At 61.8% G+C, this 21,634-nt stretch carries 20 protein-coding genes; 12 read left to right on the forward strand and 8 right to left on the reverse strand.

The genetic code is table 11. The annotated features are described in order from the left end of the window. Positions 1-76 precede the first annotated feature (76 nt). A complete protein-coding gene (locus ACEN83_RS18100) occupies positions 77-1,282 on the reverse strand; it encodes a molybdopterin molybdotransferase MoeA (RefSeq protein ID WP_495577948.1) in 1,206 nt (401 codons plus the stop codon). Further along, positions 1,279-1,818 (reverse strand): molybdenum cofactor biosynthesis protein B, encoded by a 540-nt coding sequence (gene moaB / locus ACEN83_RS18105; protein ID WP_007976036.1) that lies wholly within the window; start codon positions 1,816-1,818, stop codon positions 1,279-1,281. Before moaB ends, ACEN83_RS18100 begins: the two co-directional genes overlap by 4 nt. A gap of 299 nt (positions 1,819-2,117) precedes the next feature. Here moaB and ACEN83_RS18110 point away from each other — a divergent pair, with 299 nt between their 5' ends. The 7 genes from ACEN83_RS18110 to ACEN83_RS18140 all read left to right on the forward strand — a co-directional run bounded on the left by ACEN83_RS18110 (position 2,118) and on the right by ACEN83_RS18140 (position 8,427). Beyond that, the gene (locus ACEN83_RS18110; protein ID WP_218486096.1) at positions 2,118-3,008 is read left to right on the forward strand and encodes a LysR family transcriptional regulator; all 891 of its coding nucleotides are present in this window, start codon (positions 2,118-2,120) and stop codon (positions 3,006-3,008) included. A gap of 146 nt (positions 3,009-3,154) precedes the next feature. Beyond that, positions 3,155-3,982: a formate dehydrogenase accessory sulfurtransferase FdhD gene (fdhD, locus tag ACEN83_RS18115; RefSeq protein ID WP_495577949.1), complete on the forward strand. Its 828-nt coding sequence runs from the start codon at positions 3,155-3,157 to the stop codon at positions 3,980-3,982. 43 nt (positions 3,983-4,025) lie between these two features. Beyond that, positions 4,026-4,532, forward strand: a complete 507-nt coding sequence (gene moaC / locus ACEN83_RS18120; protein WP_116583034.1) for a cyclic pyranopterin monophosphate synthase MoaC — start codon at positions 4,026-4,028, stop codon at positions 4,530-4,532. Next, a complete protein-coding gene (gene moaD, locus ACEN83_RS18125; RefSeq protein WP_095967284.1) occupies positions 4,529-4,780 on the forward strand; it encodes a molybdopterin converting factor subunit 1 in 252 nt (83 codons plus the stop codon). The genes moaC and moaD overlap by 4 nt, the downstream gene beginning before the upstream one ends. 3 nt (positions 4,781-4,783) lie before the next feature. Beyond that, positions 4,784-5,272: a molybdopterin synthase catalytic subunit MoaE gene (gene moaE, locus ACEN83_RS18130; protein ID WP_495577950.1), complete on the forward strand. Its 489-nt coding sequence runs from the start codon at positions 4,784-4,786 to the stop codon at positions 5,270-5,272. Positions 5,273-5,316: 44 nt separating this feature from the next. Next, the gene (gene chrA / locus ACEN83_RS18135; protein ID WP_495577951.1) at positions 5,317-6,675 is read left to right on the forward strand and encodes a chromate efflux transporter; all 1,359 of its coding nucleotides are present in this window, start codon (positions 5,317-5,319) and stop codon (positions 6,673-6,675) included. Positions 6,676-7,131: 456 nt separating this feature from the next. Beyond that, positions 7,132-8,427 carry an NAD(P)/FAD-dependent oxidoreductase gene (locus ACEN83_RS18140; RefSeq protein WP_495577952.1) on the forward strand — a complete coding sequence of 432 codons (1,296 nt, stop codon included), beginning with the start codon at positions 7,132-7,134 and terminating at the stop codon, positions 8,425-8,427. A gap of 177 nt (positions 8,428-8,604) precedes the next feature. Here the strand turns inward: ACEN83_RS18140 and ACEN83_RS18145 are convergent, their stop codons facing one another. After that, positions 8,605-9,387, reverse strand: coding sequence for a DeoR/GlpR family DNA-binding transcription regulator (locus tag ACEN83_RS18145; RefSeq protein WP_495577953.1), 783 nt, complete (start codon positions 9,385-9,387; stop codon positions 8,605-8,607). Between the two features lie 426 nt (positions 9,388-9,813). Between ACEN83_RS18145 and speF the strand changes: the two genes are divergently transcribed. Next, complete coding sequence (gene speF / locus ACEN83_RS18150) at positions 9,814-11,997, forward strand: ornithine decarboxylase SpeF (protein ID WP_495577954.1); 2,184 nt, start codon at positions 9,814-9,816, stop codon at positions 11,995-11,997. 50 nt (positions 11,998-12,047) lie between these two features. On the opposite strand, the gene ppk2 is transcribed toward speF, so the two are convergent. Next, the gene (gene ppk2, locus ACEN83_RS18155) at positions 12,048-12,866 is read right to left on the reverse strand and encodes a polyphosphate kinase 2 (RefSeq protein WP_495577955.1); all 819 of its coding nucleotides are present in this window, start codon (positions 12,864-12,866) and stop codon (positions 12,048-12,050) included. Between the two features lie 58 nt (positions 12,867-12,924). Continuing rightward, the gene (locus ACEN83_RS18160) at positions 12,925-14,646 is read right to left on the reverse strand and encodes a SulP family inorganic anion transporter (protein ID WP_495577956.1); all 1,722 of its coding nucleotides are present in this window, start codon (positions 14,644-14,646) and stop codon (positions 12,925-12,927) included. 318 nt (positions 14,647-14,964) lie between these two features. On the opposite strand from ACEN83_RS18160, the gene ACEN83_RS18165 reads away from it, so the two are divergent. Then, complete coding sequence (locus ACEN83_RS18165; RefSeq protein ID WP_116583042.1) at positions 14,965-15,417, forward strand: hypothetical protein; 453 nt, start codon at positions 14,965-14,967, stop codon at positions 15,415-15,417. Between the two features lie 289 nt (positions 15,418-15,706). After that, positions 15,707-16,654: a helix-turn-helix transcriptional regulator gene (locus ACEN83_RS18170; protein WP_495577957.1), complete on the forward strand. Its 948-nt coding sequence runs from the start codon at positions 15,707-15,709 to the stop codon at positions 16,652-16,654. A gap of 252 nt (positions 16,655-16,906) precedes the next feature. On the opposite strand, the gene ACEN83_RS18175 is transcribed toward ACEN83_RS18170, so the two are convergent. The 3 genes from ACEN83_RS18175 to ACEN83_RS18185 all read right to left on the reverse strand — a co-directional run bounded on the left by ACEN83_RS18175 (position 16,907) and on the right by ACEN83_RS18185 (position 20,179). Continuing rightward, entirely contained in the window at positions 16,907-18,826 is a 1,920-nt protein-coding gene (locus ACEN83_RS18175) for a tyrosine-protein phosphatase (protein WP_495577958.1), read from the reverse strand. Between the two features lie 283 nt (positions 18,827-19,109). Continuing rightward, positions 19,110-19,634, reverse strand: coding sequence for a hypothetical protein (locus tag ACEN83_RS18180; RefSeq protein ID WP_495577959.1), 525 nt, complete (start codon positions 19,632-19,634; stop codon positions 19,110-19,112). Positions 19,635-19,732: 98 nt separating this feature from the next. Beyond that, the gene (locus tag ACEN83_RS18185; RefSeq protein ID WP_495577960.1) at positions 19,733-20,179 is read right to left on the reverse strand and encodes an anti-virulence regulator CigR family protein; all 447 of its coding nucleotides are present in this window, start codon (positions 20,177-20,179) and stop codon (positions 19,733-19,735) included. A 278-nt stretch (positions 20,180-20,457) separates the two neighbouring features. Here ACEN83_RS18185 and ACEN83_RS18190 point away from each other — a divergent pair, with 278 nt between their 5' ends. Continuing rightward, complete coding sequence (locus ACEN83_RS18190) at positions 20,458-20,694, forward strand: hypothetical protein (RefSeq protein ID WP_495577961.1); 237 nt, start codon at positions 20,458-20,460, stop codon at positions 20,692-20,694. Between the two features lie 190 nt (positions 20,695-20,884). Continuing rightward, positions 20,885-21,622 carry a hypothetical protein gene (locus tag ACEN83_RS18195; protein WP_495577962.1) on the forward strand — a complete coding sequence of 246 codons (738 nt, stop codon included), beginning with the start codon at positions 20,885-20,887 and terminating at the stop codon, positions 21,620-21,622. The last annotated feature ends 12 nt before the right edge of the window (positions 21,623-21,634 follow it).

The raw sequence follows: 21,634 nt of genomic DNA on the forward strand, positions 1-21,634 counted from the left end.
CAGGTCAGTCGACGTCTCTGTTGGATGTGCCGGCCTCTTCGCGGGCAAGCCCGCTCCCACAGTATGTTTGCTGAATTCAGAACAGTTCGCTGAAGGGTATGAACCGCGCTGTGTCGCCCACTTTCAGTGCGCAGCCCTCAAGCACTTCCACCAGCCCGTCCGCCCAGGATGCACCCAGCAACACGCCTGAACTCTGGTTCGGATAGAGCACCGCTCTCCCTCCTTCGAGTTTCGCCCGCAGGTATTCGCGGCGACTCCCGGGTTTGGGCCAGGCAAAGCCGACACTGACCGGGAAACTCAACGGCTCGACCTCTTCCACACCCTGAATCCGCAACAGATAAGCCCGGGCCAACAGGCCGAAAGTGACCAACGCCGATGTCGGATTACCCGGCAGGCCAATCACCGGCACGCGGCCGAAGTGGCCCACGGTCAATGGCTTGCCGGGTTTGATCGAGAGTTTCCACAGCAGCGGCTTGCCGCACTCGCGCAGCACCTGGCCGAGGCAGTCGGCGTCACCGGCGGACACACCGCCCGTGCTGAGCATCAGGTCTGCCGTGTGTTGCAGCTGTTCGAGCTTGAGCCGCGTCTGGCGGGGTTCGTCGGGAAGAATGCCGGCATCGATGACCTCGCAACCCAAGGCACTCAACCAATGGCTCAACAATGTCCGGTTGCTGTTGTAGATGCCGCCGGGCTTAAGGGGATTGCCCGGCTCGACCAGTTCATCGCCGGTGGACAGCAACGCCACCCGTGGTCGGCGCACCACCTGCACATGGGTGCAGCCCTGTGCCGCAGCGACCGCCAGTTCGAACGGACCTAGGCGCTTGCCGGCACGCAGCAGCACATCGCCGACGCGGTTCTCCTGGCCTTGCGGACGGATGTTGCTGCCAGCACTCAGGGGCTGTTTGAAGCGGATGCGTCCGTCATCCAGTACCTGCGTGTTCTCCTGCATCTCCACGCAGTCGGCACCCGGCGGAACCGGTGCGCCGGTGAAGATGCGCGCACAGGTTCCCGGCGCCAGGGCTTCGGGAGCCTGACCGGCAAACACCTGTTGCGACACGGCCAGCGGTGACCCGTCCCAACCCTCGACATTCAGGGCATAGCCGTCCATGGCGCTGTTGGGCCACGGCGGCAGATCGAGGGTCGCCAGCAGGTCATTGGCCAATACCCGTTGCCTGGCGGCACTGAGCGGCACGGCTTCGCTGTCTTCAATCCACTGCGCCTCGGCCATTGTCAGTAAACGGTCGATGGCGTCCTCTACCGGCATCAAGGGTGAAGCGCTCATCCGCGCGTCCCGCAGGCTTGCACAGGCTTGAGGTGCGGCACGAAATTGCACGGCCGGTGACGCGCGTCGAGTTGCTCGGCAAGGATGCCTTCCCAGGCGGTGCGGCAGGCGCCCGTGGAACCCGGCAGGCAGCAGACCAGCGTGCCATTGGCCAACCCGGCCAGCGCCCGGCTCTGCACAGTTGAGGTGCCGATATCGAGGATCGAAATCGCCCGGAACAGCTCACCGAAGCCATCGATCTGTTTATCCAGCAAGCAGGCCACGGCCTCGGGGGTGCTGTCGCGGCCGGTGAACCCGGTGCCGCCCGTGATCAGCACCACCTGGATGCCGTCGTCGGCAATCCAGTTCGCCACCTGGGCGCGGATCTTGTACAGGTCGTCCTTGAGCAGGTTGCGCTCGCTGAGGGTGTGGCCGGCTTCCAGCAGACGGCTGACAAGTAGCTGGCCGGAAGTGTCATTGGCATATTCGCGGGTATCGCTGACCGTCAGCACGGCAATATTCAAAGGTATAAACAAGGCATCCGGTTTGACGCTCATGGGGTTCTCCGGCAGGCATGAATTAGATAGCTAAGTTAGATGACTTCCGGAGACTAATTCTATAAATCAAGCCGTGTCTAATCACTCTAACCAACCAGACTATCGAGGCGCTCTATCAATATAAAAAGACCGGAAAAAAGCATCAGTGATAGAGCCCATCGATAACCCCTTAAACAACAGTGATTGGACGCACGCCAAAGACAGTGAGATCGTCCGCACCTCATGTTTGCGCCTCGCCTTGTGTCTTGCACACCTGAGTCAATACTTAACCCCTCACTCCCCCGCCAGCAGGTGCCGTCATGGACATCAAACAACTCAAGTTCCTGATCGCCCTGGAGCAGACCCGCCACTTCGGCCAGGCGGCCGCGCGCTGCCACATCACCCAGCCCACCCTGTCGATGCGCCTGCGCAACCTGGAAGATGAACTGGACCTGGTACTGGTCACCCGGGGCCAGCGCTTCGAAGGTTTTACCGAGGCCGGCGAGCGTGTACTGGCCTGGGCCAGGACCCTGCTGGCTGCCCACGACGGGCTGTTCGCCGAGGCCGCCGCGTGCCGGGGCCAGCTCGTGGGTAACCTGCGCCTGGGGCTGGTGCCGCTCAGCAGCTTCAACCCGGTCACCTACATCCAGGGCCTGTCCCGCAGCTTTCCCGAGCTCAAGTACAGCCTGTCGTCCCTGAGTTCCGACCAGATCATCGAGGGTCTGGGCAACAATCAGCTGGACCTGGGCGTGTGCTACCTCGACCACGTCAACCCGAGCTATTTCGAGTATTTCGAGATCGGCGAGACCCGCGTCGGCCTGTTGTACGACACCCGCCACTTCCATTTCGACGGCACGCAAATGAGCTGGGAGGACGCCGCCGAACTGCCGCTGGGGATGCTCAGCAACGGCATGCACTACCGCAAATCCATCGACCTGAGCTTTCGCAGCCGCGGACTGGACCCGCAGCCGATCCTCGAAAGCGATTCGACCTACCAGTTGCTGCAGGCGATCCACGAAGGTTTCTGCTGCGCGATCATGCCGCTGGACAGTGGCCTGGAAGAGCCCATCGAACACCTGTCGTTCATCGAATTGCCCGATGCCAGCGTGCTCGCACCCCTGGGCCTGGTGATGCGCAAGACCGAGCCACGTTCGGCGATTGCCGAGAAGTGTTTCGCCGAAGCACGAACCCTGTTCAGCCGGACCGACTGATCAAGTTTCGGTTTTATATAAAACCGCACCGGGCATGTTTGCCCGGCGTGATAGACATCACCAATCGGCGCATCGGAACAAGCGATTGGACGCTTTGAAAAGTTACCCGTAGCCTGAACTTAATTCAGCGCTTCGAGGTTCTTTTCATGTTGTGCAAAGTTGAACAAACCGATGATCGAAGCGACACTAACGCACCCGCCCCCAAACCCTTGAGTGTGAACTTTCGCGAGTACGACAAAGGCGCATCAGTCTGTCAGGCGGCGCTGGCCGCAGAGATCGCATTGGCGATCACCTACAACGGTTTGAGCCAGGCCGTGATGATGGTCTCGCCGGGCAACCTCGAAGATTTCATCCGTGGGTTCAGCGTCAGCAACGACATCGTAGAGGACCAGAGTGAAATCTACGACCTGCGCCTCACCCACTTCGACCAGGCCGTTCAAGCCGATGTGCAGATCTCCAGCCGCGCGTTCTGGGCGCTGAAGAACCATCGTCGGCAAATGGCGGGCACCAGTGGCTGCGGACTGTGCGGCGTGGAGGCGCTGGAGCAGGCCCTGCCGAAACTGGAGATTCTCGAGCCGGTTGCCCTGCCGCCCGCCGAGCATTTCATCGACATCCGCCACCGCATCGAACAGGCCCAACAGATGGCCCGCAGCAGCGGCGCCCTGCACGCAGCACTGTACTTCGACAGCGAAGGCAACGCGCTGATTTGCCGCGAAGACATTGGCCGCCACAACGCGCTGGACAAGTTGATCGGTGCCCTGCAACACGCCGGCATCGACAGCCGCAGTGGCTTCACCGTGGTCACCAGCCGTTGCAGCCTGGAGCTGATCCACAAGGCGGTCAGGGCCCGGCTCGGCACGCTCGTCAGCCTGTCGGCGCCCACCGCCCTGACCGTGCAATGGGCGATCAAGCATCGCCTCAACCTGATTCACGTCCCCCACCGCAACGCGCCACGCATTTACAGCCCGGCATGATGCCTTCACCTGATCACCGCGCCGGCCAGCGCAGGAACCTCCCATGACAGACATTTCAAATGCATCGCCCAACGGCCTGACCCACCTCGACAACCAGGGTCGCGCCAACATGGTCGATGTCAGCGAAAAACCCCCGACGCAGCGTGAAGCCCAGGCCCAGGCCTGGGTGCGGATGCGCCCGGAAACCCTGAAGCTGATTCAAAGCGACGGCCACCCCAAGGGCGACGTCTTTGCCGTGGCGCGGATCGCCGGAATCATGGCGGCGAAAAAGACCCATGAGCTGATCCCGCTGTGCCACACCCTGTTGCTCAGTTCGATCCATGTCGAACTCAAGGCCTGCACACCGGACAGCGTGAAAATCCTCGGCACCTGCCGCGTCGAGGGCCAGACCGGGGTCGAGCTCGAAGCCCTGACCGCCGTCAGTGTGGCGGCCCTGACCCTCTACGACATGTGCAAGGCCGTGGACCGGGGCATGGTCATCGATGACATCCGCCTGCTCAGTAAACAGGGTGGCCGCTCAGGTCATTTCAAGTTCGAGGACGCACAATGATCCTGATCAATTACTTCGCCCGTTACCGCGAGCAGCTCAACCTGGGCGGTGAAAAACTGCCCCTGACCGACAGCCTCAGGACCATCGAAGACGTGCGCCGCTTGCTGATGGCTCGCGGCGAGCTGTGGCGCCAGGTGCTCGGTGAAAACAACCTGATGTGTGCGCTGAACCAGGAGCTGTGCCATCCGGACCGGGTGATCGAGGACTTTGACGAGATCGCCTTTTTTCCACCGGTCACCGGGGGCTGAGACATGACGGTTCGGGTCCAGCGTGAAGTGTTCGACGTCGGCCGGCTGATCGCCAGCCTGCAGGCCAACGATCCGGGCGTGGGGGCCGTGGTCAACTTCGTCGGCTATGTGCGTGACATCAATCAGGGTGAGGCGGTCGCCGGGTTGTTTCTGGAGCACTACCCGGGCATGACCGAACGCTCGCTGCAAAAGATCATCGACAACGCCCGGGCCCGATGGCCACTGCGGGCCGTGCAGATCGTGCATCGGATCGGCCCGTTGTCGATCAGCGAGCCGATCGTGTTTGTCGGCGTCAGCAGCCCGCATCGCCAGGCCGCTTTCGAGGCCTGTGCGTTCATCATGGACTACCTGAAAACCGACGCGCCGTTCTGGAAGCGCGAAAACGTGGCGGGCGGTGCACGCTGGGTCGATGCCCGGGACAGCGACCGATCCGCTGTCGAGCGCTGGGCAGATACGCCACAAGAGGCGGCTATGCAACGCGTTCCGGCATAGCTACAGTCACGGGCTCAACGTTTCCCTGCACAAGGAACCCGCGCTTGAGCCCCACGCCCTCCCCGATCACGCAACAGGCTGTGCCCCAGCCCCGGACCATCAGCCTGCGCGAAGCCTTCCTGTTCTGGCTCAAGCTTGGTTTCATCAGTTTCGGCGGGCCGGCCGGGCAAATTTCGATCATGCACCAGGAACTGGTCGAACGCCGGCGCTGGATCTCCGAGCGACGCTTTCTGCACGCCCTCAACTACTGCATGTTGCTGCCCGGGCCCGAGGCTCAGCAGTTGGCGACCTACATCGGCTGGCTGATGCACCGGACCTGGGGCGGCGTGATCGCTGGTGTGCTGTTTGTGCTGCCGTCGTTGTTCGTCCTGATTGCCCTGTCCTGGGTGTACATCGCCTTTGGCGAGGTGCCCGTGGTCGCCGGACTGTTTTACGGGATCAAGCCGGCGGTCACGGCCATCGTGGTGCAGGCGGCTCACCGGATCGGCTCGCGGGCGCTGAAGAATGCCTGGTTATGGGGCATCGCCGCCGCGTCCTTCGTGGCCATCTTCGTGATCAACCTGCCGTTTCCGTTGATCGTGCTCGGGGCGGCGGTCATCGGTTACTTCGGCGGGCGACTGGCACCGGAAAAATTCAGGACCGGTGGCCATGGCGCAACGAAAAAATCCTACGGCCCGGCGGTGATCGACGATGACACCCCGTCCCCTGAACACGCCCGGTTCAACGGTTTGAAACTGGCGCGTCTGGCGGTGATCGGTGCGATCTTGTGGACACTGCCCATGGCCACGCTCACCGCCCTGTTCGGCTGGGAAGGCACGCTGACCCAGATGGCCTGGTTCTTCACCAAGGCGGCGCTGCTGACTTTTGGCGGTGCCTACGCGGTGCTGCCGTATGTGTACCAGGGCGCGGTCGGTCACTACGGATGGCTGACGCCGACGCAGATGATCGACGGCCTGGCGCTCGGTGAAACCACCCCAGGTCCGTTGATCATGGTCGTCGCCTTCGTCGGCTTCATCGGCGCCTATGTGCATCAAGTCTTCGGCCCGGATCAAGCCTTTGTCGCCGGTGCCGTGGCCGCCACGCTGGTGACCTGGTTCACCTTCCTGCCTTCGTTCCTGTTCATCCTCGCCGGCGGGCCCTTGGTGGAATCGACGCACAACGAACTCACCTTCACCGCGCCACTGACGGCCATTACGGCCGCCGTGGTGGGCGTGATTCTCAATCTGGCGTGCTTCTTTGCCTATCACGTGCTGTGGCCCAAAGGCTTCGAAGGACGACTGGACTGGCCTTCGCTGCTGATCGCCATCGTGGCGGGCATTGCCTTGCTGCGGTTCAAGCGCGGAGTGATCGAGGTGCTGATCGGCTGCGGGTTGATCGGGCTGGTGGTGCACCTGATGTTCTGAATCAAACATTTACACGCGCCCCAATCCTCCCTAGTATCCAGCCATCCCCGGATGGCTTGTACTACTCGCCACCGACGATTTTCCGCCGCCGGAAACCTGCGCCATGCGTACTTTGCCGTCACTGCTGAACATTTCGATCCAGGCCACCTCGCTGCTGGCTGCGGACGGCATTGCATGAAGCGCATCGTCAACCTGCCCATGGCCCTGCGCCGTTCCAAGTTGCGTCACTCCGCACGTCCGCCGGATAGCGCCCGGCTCGCCTGATCGGCGAGCGCCCTTCTTTCACCCTCCTCAGCCATACACAGAACCTGTGGGAGCGGGCTTGCTCGCGAAGGCGGTGTGTCAGTCACCACATGTGTTGGATGTGCGGGCCTCTTCGCGAGCAAGCCCGCTCCCACAATGACTGCGCTCGCCTGACCGGCATTGAGTTTCTTTCAATTTCGCGTGGACACCGACATGACTCAACGTTGCAATTCCTACTACACCGCCACCCTCAACCAGGACACCGATTACCCGACGCTGCAAGGCCGGCACAAGGTTGACGTGGTGATCATCGGCGGCGGATTCACCGGCGTGGCCACCGCCGTCGAGCTGGCGGAAAAAGGCCTGAAGGTCGCCATCGTCGAAAGCCACAAGATCGGCTGGGGCGCCACCGGGCGCAATGGCGGCCAGGTCACCGGCAGCCTGTCGGGCGACGAAGCCATGCGCAAACAGATGCGCCGCTCCATCGGCGATGAAGTCGACGATTTCATCTGGAACCTGCGCTGGCGCGGGCATCAGATCATCAAGCAGCGCGTGGAAAAATACGGCATCGCCTGCGACCTCAAGCACGGCCACCTGCACGCCGCGTACAAACCCGCGCACATGGACGGCTTGCGCAAGGATTACGACGAGGCGGTGCGCCGTGGCATGGGTGATGAAGTCAGCCTGCTCGACCGCAGCCAGGTGCGCGACCTGCTGCAAAGCGACCTCTACCACGGCGCGATCAAGAACACCCGCAACATGCACCTGCATCCGTTGAACCTGTGCATCGGCGAAGCCCGCGCTGCCGAAAGCCTGGGTGCGTTGATCTTCGAAAACAGCGAAGTGCTGGAGATCATCCACGGCGATGGCCTTCACAAGAGCCCTGGCGTACGCACCGCCCACGGGCACATCGACGCCAACCAGGTGCTGCTGGCCGGCGACGTCTACCACAAGCTGGAACCGGGCAAGCTCAAGGGCAAGATTTTCCCGGCCATGGGCGGCATCGTCACCACCGCGCCGCTGGGCGATCTGGCCAGGCAGATCAACCCCGAAGACCTGGCGGTCTACGACTGCCGCTTCGTGCTCGATTACTACCGCCTCACCGCTGACGGTCGCCTGCTGTTCGGTGGCGGCGCCAACTACAGCGGCAAGGACTCACGGGACATCGCCGCCGAGCTGCGCCCGTGCATCGAGCAGACTTTCCCGGCGCTCAAAGGCGTGGCCATCGATTACCAGTGGAGCTGCGCGATGGGCATCGTGATCAACCGTATCCCGCAACTGGGCAAGCTGTCGGACAACGTCTGGTATTGCCAGGGCTACTCCGGCCACGGCATCGCCACCACCCACATCATGGGTGAAATCATGGGCCGCGCGATCACAGGACAAATGGAGCAGTTCGACACCTTCGCCGCCTGCCAGCACATCCGCGTGCCCATGGGCGACCTGTTGGGCAACCCGATGCTGGCTGCCGGGATGTGGTACTACCAGATGCTTGAGCGATTGCGCTGAGGCATTGGCTGCACAATCCGGCATTGATGTTGTTTGTACTGGCCTCTTCGCGGGCAAGCCCGCTCCCACAGGGATTTATGTCGACCACAAATTTTGAGGCTGACAAATAACCCTTGTGGGAGCGGGCTTGCTCGCGAAGGGGCCGGCACATTCAACACACCTGCCAGCAAAAAATGCTCAAGCCTGCACCACCTCAATCCCCAACACCCGGTAGTCCTCGACATTGCCAGACGCCACATGCCGTTCGGTGATCAGCGTGTGCACACGGTTGCAAGGCGCGACGACAAAGGGTTCCACCGCGCCCAGCTTATCGGCGGTGGTGACGGCAATCACATGGGACGCACAATCGAGCATCGCCTGCTTCACCGGCACTTCATCAAAGTGCAGTGAGCTCAAGCCCACCTGCGGATGAATCGCGCAGACCCCGGTAAACAGCAGATCGGCCTTGATGCCCGCCAACAGCCGCAGGGTTTCGTGGCCGCTGGCCGACATCGTCGCCGGGTTGAGCTGGCCGCCGGCCAGAATCACCTTGATGCCTTTGTATTCGGACAGGGTAATGGCCGTCATCGGCGATGCGGTGATCGCGGTGATGGCGACCTCCGCCGGCAGCGAACGCGCGATCTGCAAGGTGGTGGTGCCGGAATCGAACACCACGATCTGGCCGTCCTGCACCCGTTGCGCAGCCAGTTGCGCCAGATGGGTCTTCACCTCATCGGTTTCGCTGATCCGGGTGAAATAGTCCTTGCCCGTGTCTTTGGGCCGCGGCAACGCCCCGCCGTGCACCCGCTGCACCAGGCCGGCACTGGCCAGTTCCGCCAGATCGCGGCGGATGGTGTCTTCGGACACCGCGAAATGCTGGCTCAACTCCGAGGCCATGACCTTGCCGTCGCGTTCGAGGATCAACAGGATTTTTTGCCGGCGCACTGACGGCATTTCGGCAGCCGAATGGTTGTCTTGCATGTTTTTGCCCGTTTATGCGTGTAACTGCGTGTTGCATGAGAGTATCCGCAACCCCCGGCAAAAACAACGAACCGGCCCGGTATCATTTTTTTCGATCTTTCAAATCATTACAGCGAATTTTTTATTTTCCCCTGAGCTGTTCAAGATGGCGCCATCGCTCATGTCCTGGATGGAAACCTCATGAATATCAATTTTGCCTTTGCGTGCATGATCGTGGTCTCGTTCACCATTGCGCTGGTACACGCCTGACCGACAGGTCGTGAGGCGTCAAGATGTGCAAGGTCGCGGTAAAAGGCTGACAGATCAGGAAAATGCTCTATAACCAGTGGTGACACGATTTCCGATGATGGGGAACTGGAAGGCTCCCTCGGAAGTTGATCTCTTAAAAAGTTGCGGACAATTGAGTGCCCGCCTGGAGACGCCACGATGAAACCCCTGAAAATAGCCGCCAGCGATGGCGCTGCCGCAAGCTTCAAGAACGCTCGGGAAGTGGTAGCGCTCAGCCAGACCGATTTCACCAACGTCGCCGTGGCGGTGGTGTCTGTCAATGACGTCATGGCCGGCGCCCTGGGTGCCATTCAGCGCACCGGTTTCGACATTCCGATATTCCTGGTGGCCTCGCCGGATTCAGCCAACCGTCCCCGGGAAGTCTATAAGCACCTGACGGACGTGCTGCTGCAGGTGAACGGCATTTTCGATCTCACCCGTGCCAACGCCGAGTACCATGGCAACCAACTGGAAACAGCGGCCCGAGCCTATGAAGACAGCCTGCTGCCGCCCTTCTTCGACTCACTGAAGAAGTACACCGAAGCGGCCAACGCGACCTTTGCCTGCCCCGGTCACCAGGGCGGCCAGTTCTTTCGCAAGCACCCGGCCGGCCGGCAGTTTTTCGACTTCTTCGGCGAGACGCTGTTTCGCGCCGACATGTGCAACGCCGACGTCAAGCTCGGTGACCTGCTGATCCACGAAGGCCCGGCGCTACTGGCGCAGAAACACGCCGCGCAAGTGTTCAACGCCAACAAGACCTACTTCGTGCTCAACGGCACCTCGGCGTCGAACAAAGTGGTGACCAACGCCCTGCTGACCCCGGGCGACCTGGTGCTGTTCGACCGCAACAACCACAAGTCCAACCACCAGGGCGCGTTGCTGCAGGCCGGAGCCACGCCTGTGTATCTGGAAACCGCGCGCAACCCCTACGGCTTCATCGGCGGCATCGACGCCCACTGTTTCGAAGAAGACTACCTGCGCGAACTGATTGCCGAAGTCGCTCCGGACAAGGCCCAACTGCCACGGCCATTCCGCCTGGCGATCATTCAGTTGGGCACCTATGACGGCACCGTGTACAACGCCCGGCAAGTGGTCGACCGCATCGGCAAGCTGTGTGACTACATCCTGTTCGACTCGGCGTGGGTCGGCTACGAGCAGTTCATCCCGATGATGAAAGACTGCTCGCCGCTGTTGCTCGACCTTGACGAAAACGACCCGGGCATCTTCGTCACCCAATCGGTGCACAAACAGCAGGCCGGTTTTTCCCAGGCCTCCCAGGTGCACAAGAAAGACCGGCACATCAAGGGCCAGGCCCGCTATTGCAACCACCACCGGCTCAACAACGCCTTCATGGCCCAGGCCTCCACCAGCCCCTTCTACCCGCTGTTCGCCTCGCTGGATGTGAATGCGCGCATCCACTCCGGCCGCAGCGGCCTGCGCCTGTGGGAAGACTGCGTGAAGTTCGGCATCGAAGCGCGCAAGCTGATTCTCGAAGCCTGCACCATGGTCCGCCCGTTCGTGCCGGACACCATCGAAGGGCGCGCCTGGGAAGACTACCCAACGGAAGACATCGCCAGCGACATCCGCTTCTTCGAGTTCCATCCCAAGGACCGCTGGCACGCCTTTGCCGGCTACGCCGAGAAGCAGTACTTCATCGACCCGTGCAAGTTGCTGTTCACCACGCCAGGCATCGACCCGGTGGACGGCAGCTACACCGACTTCGGCATTCACGCGGGCATACTCGCCAACTTCCTGCGCGAGAACGGCATCGTCCCGGAAAAATGCGACCTCAACTCGATCCTGTTCCTGCTCACCCCGGCCGAAGACTGGGCGAAGATGACCCACCTGGCCGCCCAGATCGCCCGCTTCGAACGCTTCATCAGCGACGACGCGCCGATGAGCCGGGTGCTGCCGGCCATCTACGCGCAGCATCAGGAGCGCTATCGCAACTACACCATTCGCCAGCTCTGCCAGGAAATGCACGACCTGTATCGCCACCACAACGTGCAGCAACTGCAGAAGGACATGTTCCGCAAGGAACACTTCCCGAAAAAGGCCATGAACCCGCAGCAAGCACAAATCGAGTACATCCGCGGCAACGTCGAACTGGTGGCGCTGGCCGATGCGGACGGGCGTATCGCCGCTGAAGGTGCGCTGCCCTATCCACCGGGCGTGCTCTGCGTGGTGCCGGGTGAAATCTGGGGGGGCGCGGTGCTGAAATACTTCCTGGCGCTGGAGGAAGGCATCAACCGCTTGCCCGGCTTCACGCCGGAGTTGCAAGGGGTGTACCTGAAGCAGGAAGACGGTCGTACCCGGGCGTATGGGTATGTGATCAAGGCTTGATGGCATGCGGCAGGAGCTGGCGTGGGCCGGCTCCTGCTCAATGCATCGTTCTAGAATTTTTCCGCGATGTACTTGAACGGATAGTTCGGATCCCGATAGTTGCCAGGACTTTGGCGCTTGGGCAGTTTCACTTTCGCCCGCGGTACTTCTTTATAAGGAATGCTGCTGAGCACATCGCTGATGATGTTCAGTCGCGCCCGTCGCTTGTCATTGGAGTTGGCGACCCGCCACGGGGCGAACTCGGTGTCGGTGGCCTCGAACATGTCGTCCCGGGCACGGGAGTAGTCGTACCAGCGGTTATAGGACTTGAGGTCCATCGGCGACAGCTTCCAGATCTTGCGCCCGTCGGTGATGCGCGCCTTGAGGCGTCGGGTCTGCTCCTCCGGGCTCACTTCAAGCCAGTATTTGATCAGGATGATGCCTGACTCGACCAGTGCATGCTCGACGCGCGGCGCCACGGTGAGAAAGGTGTGCACCTGCTCCTCGCTGCAAAACCCCATGACCCGCTCGACACCGGCGCGGTTGTACCAACTGCGATCGAAGATCACCACTTCACCGGCGGCCGGCATGTGTGGCAGATAACGTTGAATATACATCTGGCTTTTTTCCCGATCGGTCGGTGCCGGCAACGCGATCACCCGGAACACCCGCGGGCTGACCCGTTCGGTCAGCGCCTTGATGGTCCCGCCCTTGCCGGCGCCGTCACGGCCCTCGAAGACGATGCAGACCTTGGCGCCCGAGTGCTGTACCCACTCCTGCAGCTTGACCATCTCGACATGCAGCCGCGCCAGTTCCTCGAGATACACTTTGTTCTTGAGCTTGCCGCTTTCAACCGGTTTGCTCTTCGTTGCAGCCTTCTTCTTTGCCATATCCGTTACCTCCTTCAATGCGTCACACAGCGTCCGGGATGCACCCGGCCGCGTTCATTCAGCGTCGACTGCGCTGGTAATGTTCAACCGCCAGTTCCAGGTTCAGGAACATGCGTGCCTCACCCAGCGTATGGCCCAAGGGTGCCTTGATGACCATGTCCCATACGCTGGGGCTCATGCCCACCAGCCACAGTGAAATGCCTTTTTCGCTCATGCGCTGCTCGGCGCTGGTGAGCATTTTCAGGGCCGTGTATTCCAGGTCGAACACGCTGCGCAGGTCCAGGACCACGACCCTGGGTGTCGCCGCATCGATCAGCGGCCGGATTTTCTCGGCGATGCGTTCGGCATTGGCGAAGAACACCCGCCCCTCGGGCCTGAGCAACAGCAGCCCGTCAAAGTGTTCGTCGTCGGCGTGTTCGGCAGACGGCGGCCGGTACACATTGGTGCCGGGCTTGCGCCCGAGGACATGCACGGGCGGATCCGAGACCTGATAGGCCAGGGCCAGCAAGGAGACGATGATCGCCACGACGATCCCTTGCAGCGTGCCCAGCAGCATCACGCCGATCATCGCCACCACGGCCCAGGCGAATTCGGTACGGCGAACCGACAGGATCTCGCGAAACTCCGCCGGCTCGATCAAGCCTATCGAATACACGATCACCACGGCGGCGAGGGTGGCATTGGGCATCAGCCCGATGAGCGGCGCCAGCAGCAGGCAAGTGCCCAATGCCAGTGCAGCGGTAATCAGTGCGGACAGTTGCGAGCGGGCGCCGGCCAGGCGGTTGACCGCCGTTTGCGTGGTCCCGCCACCCGCGACCATGGCCCCGAGAAACGCACCGCCTATGTTGGCAACGCCAGTGGCCAGCAGCTCCCGGTTCGGTTGTGGCGCAGGCTCGTCACTGCGGGCGAACGCGCGTCCCGCGGCGATGGTTTCGGTGAAACTCATCAGCGCGATACCCATCGCCGAAGGCCACAGGGTTTCGGCCAGCGACCATAGCGGCAGGGTCGGCGCCGGCAATCCGATCGGCACCACGCCGACGGCGGACACACCAAGACTCTCAAGGCCAAGCAGGCGCATGCCGAGGATGCCCAGCGCCACCGCAATCAAGGGTGCGGGCAGGCGCGGTGTAAAGCGCTTCATGCCGACCAGCAGCAGGACCATGAATACCCCGACCGCCACGGTCGGCAGCGAGGCATGCGGGATGCTCTGAACCGTGGCCACCAGGTTGTGCAGGAAGCCGCCTTTGTCGATGTGGGTGCCCAGCAGCTTGGGTAACTGGTCGAGCACGATGACGACGCCTATGCCGGCCTTGAACCCCACCAGCACCGGTTCGGAAATGAAATTGGCGACGAAACCCAGGCGCAGCAACCCCGCGACGATCAGGATCGCACCCACCATCAAGGCCAGCGTGGCGGAGCCCGCCAGCAGGGTCGCCGCATCGCCATCGGGGCTGATCTGGCCCAGCGCGGAACCGGCGAGAATGGCCAGGGTGGTCGTGGTGCTGACACTGAGCGGACGCGACGTGCCGAGCACGGCATAGATCACCATCGGTACCAGTACCGTGTACAGCCCGACCTGCACCGGCAGGCCGGCAATCGTGGCGTACGCCAGCGCCTTGGGAATGACCACGGCCGCTGCTGTCAGCCCGGCGACCACATCGCCCCGCAGCCAGTCCGGGCGATAGCTGTCGAGCCACTCCGGGATCAACAGGCTGCGCAAGGTACCCCGCTGTAGAGCGCCAGGGTTCCGCGCTTGCGGATCGCTGCCTAGTTGATTCATCAGTCACTCCAGTCGCAAATCGTCCGTGCGGATGATGAGTGGGCTCAACTGACCGCACAATCCGTTAACTGCACGCGTAACCACTGCAAACCTTCATCGGCATCGAAGTGCGCGTGCCCGCAACCAATCCACGCGGACTCGACTACAAATGTAGCCGGTTTGCACCGCCGCGCCGCCACTTGGTTGAAGAAGGAGTAAGACGCCCCAGCATCTGCGCGCAAAAATGGAAAGCCTTATATGGACGACGTCATGAGGGCGATAAATGAGCTATACCCGCTAATTCCCCCCATTGCAGTTCTTCAACTCAGGAGTTTGGCAATGAAGCTCAAGACCTCTCTGGCAGCACTCATGGTCGCGGCCAGCCTTTTCGGCTGCGCCACTTCCTCGCACCACGGCGTGAACGTCAACCTGGTCGCCACCCGGCAAAACGCCGGTCAGATCGGCACCGTCACCTTGACCGACTGGGACAAGAAAACCGGGCTCAGCTTCTTCATCAGCGGTGTTCCAACCGGGGGTACCCTGCCCCTGCGCCTTTACTCGTTCATCAATAACGGCACCTGCGCGCAACCCGGGTCAGTCGCCTACGCGATGAACGACACCGTCAACACCGAACGCCAACCCATACGCGGCTGGTCCTTTACCCGAACCGCGCCCGTGCCGTTGCAAACCCTGGTTGACGGCAAATATTCGGTGGTCGTGCGAACGGCTCCGACCGATGGCAACGTCGATATCTTTTGCGGGGACATCAAGGCGACAGAGCCGGTGAAATAGCCCCGGCCAGTGCAGGCCAGCCCACGCCCCGGTACCGCTCGTGCCACCGGTTGTCCGGTGCGAGCGGTGGCGTCGGGTGAACGGAACCGGGGGCCGGCGACGCCAGCAGCCACAACCGGTCACAAACCTGTCATTACTCACTGATAACGTCCTGACGCTTTCCCGAACCGCATCCGCTCGATCTCCGATCGCCAGCTCCCTGTACCAGGGCTTTGCCCATCCGCTCAAGGTGACACTTCAGGTGTACGCAAGCACGACGCGCAAGCAAATCATCATCAGGTCCAACGACATGAGCTGCGACGACTTCGGCGCGTTGTTCTCGAACCTGTTCGGCAACCTGTATGCCGACTCGGCGCCGCCGCCGAAAAACATCATCATCGGCGGGGTCTACGGCCGGCACGAGGGTGTCAGTTTTCGGCGCATGCACTATCGCGGCGACTTCACCGTGGATTTTCCCGCGCCTATGGATGAAATCACTTTCGTCATTCCTACAGCCGGCAAGATCATCTTCAACCATGTCACCCAGTCGGTAGGGTTCTCGCAGATCGGCCTGGCGATCGACAAGGCCGAGGTCCGCTCGGCGCGCTTTGTCGATAACCACGCACAGCACGGGATTTCGATCAGCCGTCGGCTGATCACCGAGCGCCTGTCGACGTTGCTGGGCAAACCCATTCTGCAAAAGGTGCAGTTCGAACCGGTGGTGGATCTGCAGGCATCGGCCTTGCAGGGCATCCGGGCATTGATCGACCTGGCCACGGGCAGCGAGTTCGACCTGCTGATCAACAGCGGTTCGCTGATGCCTTCGCGCCTTCGCGAAATGCTGGTCGATGCAGTGCTGGAAACCTGGCCGCACAACTTCACCGAAGCCCTCCGGCGCCCCTCCCCACTGATAGCGCCACGGCATGTGAAGCTGGCGGTCGAGTACATCCAGGCGCACCCCGACCACCTGGCCAGCGGCACGGAGCTGGCGCAACTGACCCATGTCAGCCTGCGCGCCTTGCAGGAAGGTTTTCAGCGTTTCATGGGCACTTCGATCGTTGCCTATCAGCGCCAGGTACGCCTGGAGCGCGCCTTTGCCGCGCTGTCCCAAGGGGTGGCGCCGTCGGTGACAGACGTGGCCTTGCAATACGGCTTCAGCAACGTCGGGCGGTTTTGCCAGTATTTCCAGAGCGCCTACGGCATCAGTCCCGCAGACGTGAGAAAGGGTGTGCGAACTCGGCCGATGGCGACCCATTGAGGGTTTGTGGGAGCGGCGGTGCGACTTGCTCGCGAAAGCGGTTTATCTGCCACCTCTTCGTCGACTGTCAGTCCGCCTTCGCGAGCAAGCCCGCTCCCACAGTGTTTTTTTTGTCGTACGCGGGAATTGTGTTCGACACCGATCAAAGGGTGGGAGCGGGCTTGCTCGCGAAGGGGCCGGAAGACTCAATATCAATATTGCCGGTCAAATCACTATCGCGAGCCCGCTCCCACAGCTTGCCTTGACTGATCGTCAGAACAGATAGCTGGCCTTCAGCCCGCCATTGAAGCCGTGGCTGTCGCCGCCACCGCTGGCGCCGATTTCTGCCCCCACGCTCCACGGCCCCAGGTTGGCCATGACGTTGACGCCACCGGTGAACTGGTCACGGTTGTCGAAGGCAGCCTGTTGCTCGATGTCCAGCCCCAGCAGGTGCCCTTCGCTGTCGACTTCAGCGTCGCCCAGCACATGCTCGTAGCCCACTTGCACCCCCGGCACCAGTTGCCAGGCGCCCAGGCTGACCGGTGCAAAGGATGCGTTGAGGTTGGCCACCGCGCTCTTGCGGGTCTCGTGGATGCCATCGACGTCCAGCGCCAGCTCACTGCCTTTTTCCTGGAAGCCCGACAGATTGACGTGGCTGATCCGCACACCGAGGCTTGGCTCGAGGGTCACGCCGTTCACCGGAACCCGGTAGCCCACGGCCAGGGTCGCGCCGGTGAGGTTGCCATGGCTGTCGCCCTTGGCCGTGCCCAGGCCGCCGCCGAGTTCGCGCTTGCTCTCGTAATCGAGATAACCGGCGCTGGCGTCGGCATCCACAAACAGGCCGCGCTCCAGACCGTTCGGTGCAAAGCGGGCACCGACGCTGAAGAAGGTCAGGTCGGTATCGGCCTCGCCACCGGCGCCACCGACATTGCCGCGGCTGTAGCCGAAGCCGGCATGGGCGCTGAGCTGTTCGGAAAAGCGTTGGGTCAGGCCAATCATCAGGCCCTGGCTATGCTCATTGCTGCTGGAGGCCTGAGAGGAGCCGTCGGTGCCCAGATACCCCGCCAGGGCGGTGCTCCACAGGCGATATTGCCCGGTCTTGAGGTCGGTGCCACTGGTGAAGGGCGCAGCGGCCTGATCGATCATCGCGCCCTGGCGCAGCAGGTAACTGGCAGCGTCGGCATGCACCTGGCCGCCAACGGTGGACTCGACGCCCCCGAGGCTGCGCGCATCGATGGCCGATTGCAGGTAGTAGTTGTAGGCGCTGTAGGTGCCCGACAGGTTGCTGTTCTGCAGTTGTTGCAACAGCTGCGCGCCGGCCGCGGCGTTGCCGGCCAGGTCCGCCGCGCCCGGCAGGCTGTTGTAGAACACCATCTTGCCGCGCAGCACATAGATGGTTTCCTGGGACAGGCCCAGGCCTTGCTTGAGGTAGTTGTCCATAGTGCCGTACTGCGCGGTCACCTGGTCCAGGCCGGCTTGCAGGTAACTGGCCTCCACACCGATCAGCGGCCCATAGATGGTCGCCATACCCGGTGGCATCGCCGCCAGGGTCGCCTTGATACGCGCGGCGGTGTAGTCGTTGGTGGCCAGGTAGTTGCTCATGATGGTGGCATCGTCGAGCCCGGCGATACTTTGCAGCACAGCGGCGGTCCAGCCCGTGCGGTCCTTGCCGGCGGTGCAATGGAACAGCGCGGCACCGTCGACCGCGGCCAGTTCATTGAACAGCTGGTTGAACTCGCTGCGCATCCCCGCGTTCCTGACGAAATCACGGTTGGTGTCCTGCATCATCGCGGTGGCTTCGGCGGCACTGTGGAACGCGACGTTGGTGACGTTGGCGCCAGACGTGGAGCCGCCGATGATGTCGATGTTGCTGTAGGTCGCGCCCGTGAGCATCGTGTCGGGCGTGGCGGCGATCTCGGTGGGCGTGCGCAGGTCGTAGACCGCCTTGATGCCCAGGCCGTTGAGGGTCGCCAGGTCCGCCGCCGACGGGGTCAACGCGTTGGAGCGGTAAAACACCCCGCCACGCATCGTACCGTCGTTGGCTGTGGTGTACGCCGTGGTGAGACCGGCGACATCGCGGAAGTTGTCGATGCTCTTCAGGCGTGGGGTGTTGAGGGGGACCGTCTCGGCCGCCTGGGCGGCAGCGATGGACAGGCTCAAAACAGACAGCGAACTCACAAGTCGTTGGAACACAGTGCAGCCTCATTGGAATCACGTTGGGCTGACCAATATCTACATTGCATTGACGCTGAACATGACAAATCGCCTGCAAATGCAAATCACTGCGCGATGTGTCCGGGTGGCTCGTTTTCTGTCCGTGCATGGCCCGGGGTGCGGCCAGCTTCAGTGCCGAAAACCCATGACAGGCCGGGTGGGAAACGTGCTGCGCAATGTCCGGCGATCAAATGCCGGACGCAAAAAACCCGCTTTTCAGCGGGTTTTGGGCTTTCTGAAACGGCTCGCTACTGCTGTGAACTCAATGGGTTTTTTTCGAGGTCGACAGCCCGGCTTTACTCAAGCCTTTGGTGTTGTGCTCACCCGGCGTCGTGGCCGAGATAGCCCCGGCCTTGGAGAGGCCGCGAGTATCCTTGGAGTGGGCGATGCCTGAGGTCGTGGTGCCATGACCGTTGTCATCGTTGCGCTCACTACCGTAGTGGTTGCCGCTCAGACCATGGTCGCGCACGGATTTGCCGGCATGGTCGCTGTCCAGCCCGTTGCCGCGGCCGTTACTGCCGGAGTGGCCTGTGCCGGCGTGTCCGCCACCCATGCCGCCGCCGTGGCCTGCGCCGTTTCCGCCGCCGTGGCCTCCACCGTTTCCGCCGCCATTACCACCGCCGTTTCCACCGCCGCCGCCACCGTTTCCACCGCCACCGCCACCGCCACCGCCGTCCTTCGCGTAGGCGGAACCCATGATCGACAGGCCATCAGGCAGCAAAGGGGCGGCTGCAAGCATCATGGCGCATGACATTACAGCAACGAGACTCTTGTTTTTGAAAAGCATGATTGCTTCCGTAGGTGGTTGATATCGCGTGACCTATGACGCGATATCCCTCAAACAGTTCCAGCCCGACGACAGGCGGCTGGAAGTCCACTCACACATCAATCGAACACACCATTGAGAATTTCATAAACGAGCCCGGTGGCCAACGCGACCAGGATCAGATCCGTGCCGACTTGCTGCCACTCGTAACCGTCATAGTGGGGCAACCTGCCGACCAGCCGGCCATCCAGTTTTTTGGCAATGCCCGGTGGAAGCGGCTTGCCTCGGGCAAGGTTCTTTTGAATACCCGGTGGCAAGGCAGGCCCGGGGCTCCAGTAGCCCGTGTTGGCGCCAACGATCTCGAGCACGCTGCCGCGATTGATGCTGGGGCCATGACTCCAGTCCCCGCCGCCGGAATTCTTGTTCTTGTTGCCATGACTGCCCTGGTTGCCATGGCTGGCCTTGTTGTTGCCCTGGCCGTTTCCTGGGTCAGCCAGCGCGGTCACCGAGCCGCTGACCAGGGCCAGGCAGGTGATTGCTGCAATCAACGATCGAGACTTGTTCATGAGTCGTTCCTTCGTAGCGGGAATGTTCCCTGAAATTTAGACGCCATTTTCGATGTTGGTTCCATCGAGTCATCGAACGCAACGATCCGCTCATCCCGCTTGATACGTCGCAGATACTTCAATGCGTGGCGCTGTTTCCCGATTGTTACCTCAGCGCCGCAGTTGTCACTTCTGCGCCGCCGAACTGGCCAATAGAGTATGGCCGTCGGTGTGGAACAGGGTCGTCGACTTGTCGGCCCTCGCTGGCACCGATCCCCCCATCACGGAAGAGGTGAATCATGAGTTTCGTCAAAGTGGAAAAAAACCAGAGCAGCGCCCCGTCGGATGCCGACATGAAAAAAGCCATGGTCGAGTCCGGTGGCACGCCGGGCGAGGTCACCGGGAACAATGCCGCCCGCACCCTGACCTACACCGGCGTGGTCAATCACACGGTGTACGAGAACAAGCTGATCGAGATCGCCAAGGGCAAACGCACCAGCTGGAACTTCGTCTGGGCCGATGCCCAGGCCGCCTGAGGTCAAGGCGGGGCGGCCGATCGGCTGCCCCGCTGACCCGGCCCCTGATACAACCCCGATACCCGCTTGTAACACCAAGACACTTAGCCGCCCTGCCCCTCGCTCCTAGAGTGAAGCCGTCAATGGATTGCAGCGCCAAGCGCCAGCAGCCCATTGTTTGCCCAACACACCACCAAGGAAGAGGGAAACCATGAGCAAGTCAATCGCTGTCAGCCAACAGAGCCAGCAGCTTCACAATGATGTGCAAGAAGCCGTCAAGTCGATCATGGGTGCAACGCAACTGAAGGCGGCGGATTACGGCCGGGTACTGAGGTCGGCCCTGGCGGCTTCGCAAAAAACCGTCACCATCGAAATCGCCCCCGGCGACCTGACGCTGCTGAAGAAGTCCGGCTACAAGCTGTGCTTTGCCAAGAAGGTGGGTGACGCCGACTACAACGTGGTCTGGCAGTCCTATGACGCTTACCTGAGCAACAACGAGTTCAGCTGGACACCGCAGTATCAGCTGTTCGCCTCCAACCTGTTCAAGGCCAATGTGCAGGTCAAAGTCTCGACCAACATCGTCAATATCGGCCTGGGGCAAACATCGACACTCGATGAGCACGGTCTGCTGAGTTCGGCGGTTACCGGGGGGCCGAACATTTCCATGACCTTTGTAAACGACTACGGCCCCATCCATCCGGGTATCAACCAGCTATCTACCGGCATTGATGGCAATCAGGTCAGCACCCCCATTTACGTTGCGGTGGATCAAGTGGTCACCGGTGAAACCGTGCTGACACCGGTGGAAACCATCCTCGTGTGGTTCGAACAGAACGTGCAGACCAGCACCATGTTCAGTACCTCACGCTCCAAGGCGATCGAAATCGACCTGACGTTCGATAACACCGCAGGTCGCCTTTACGAAGGCGGTCAGTGGAAAACCGTGTAAGCGTCATGCCAG

The organism is Pseudomonas sp. Pseusp49, assembly GCF_059491875.1.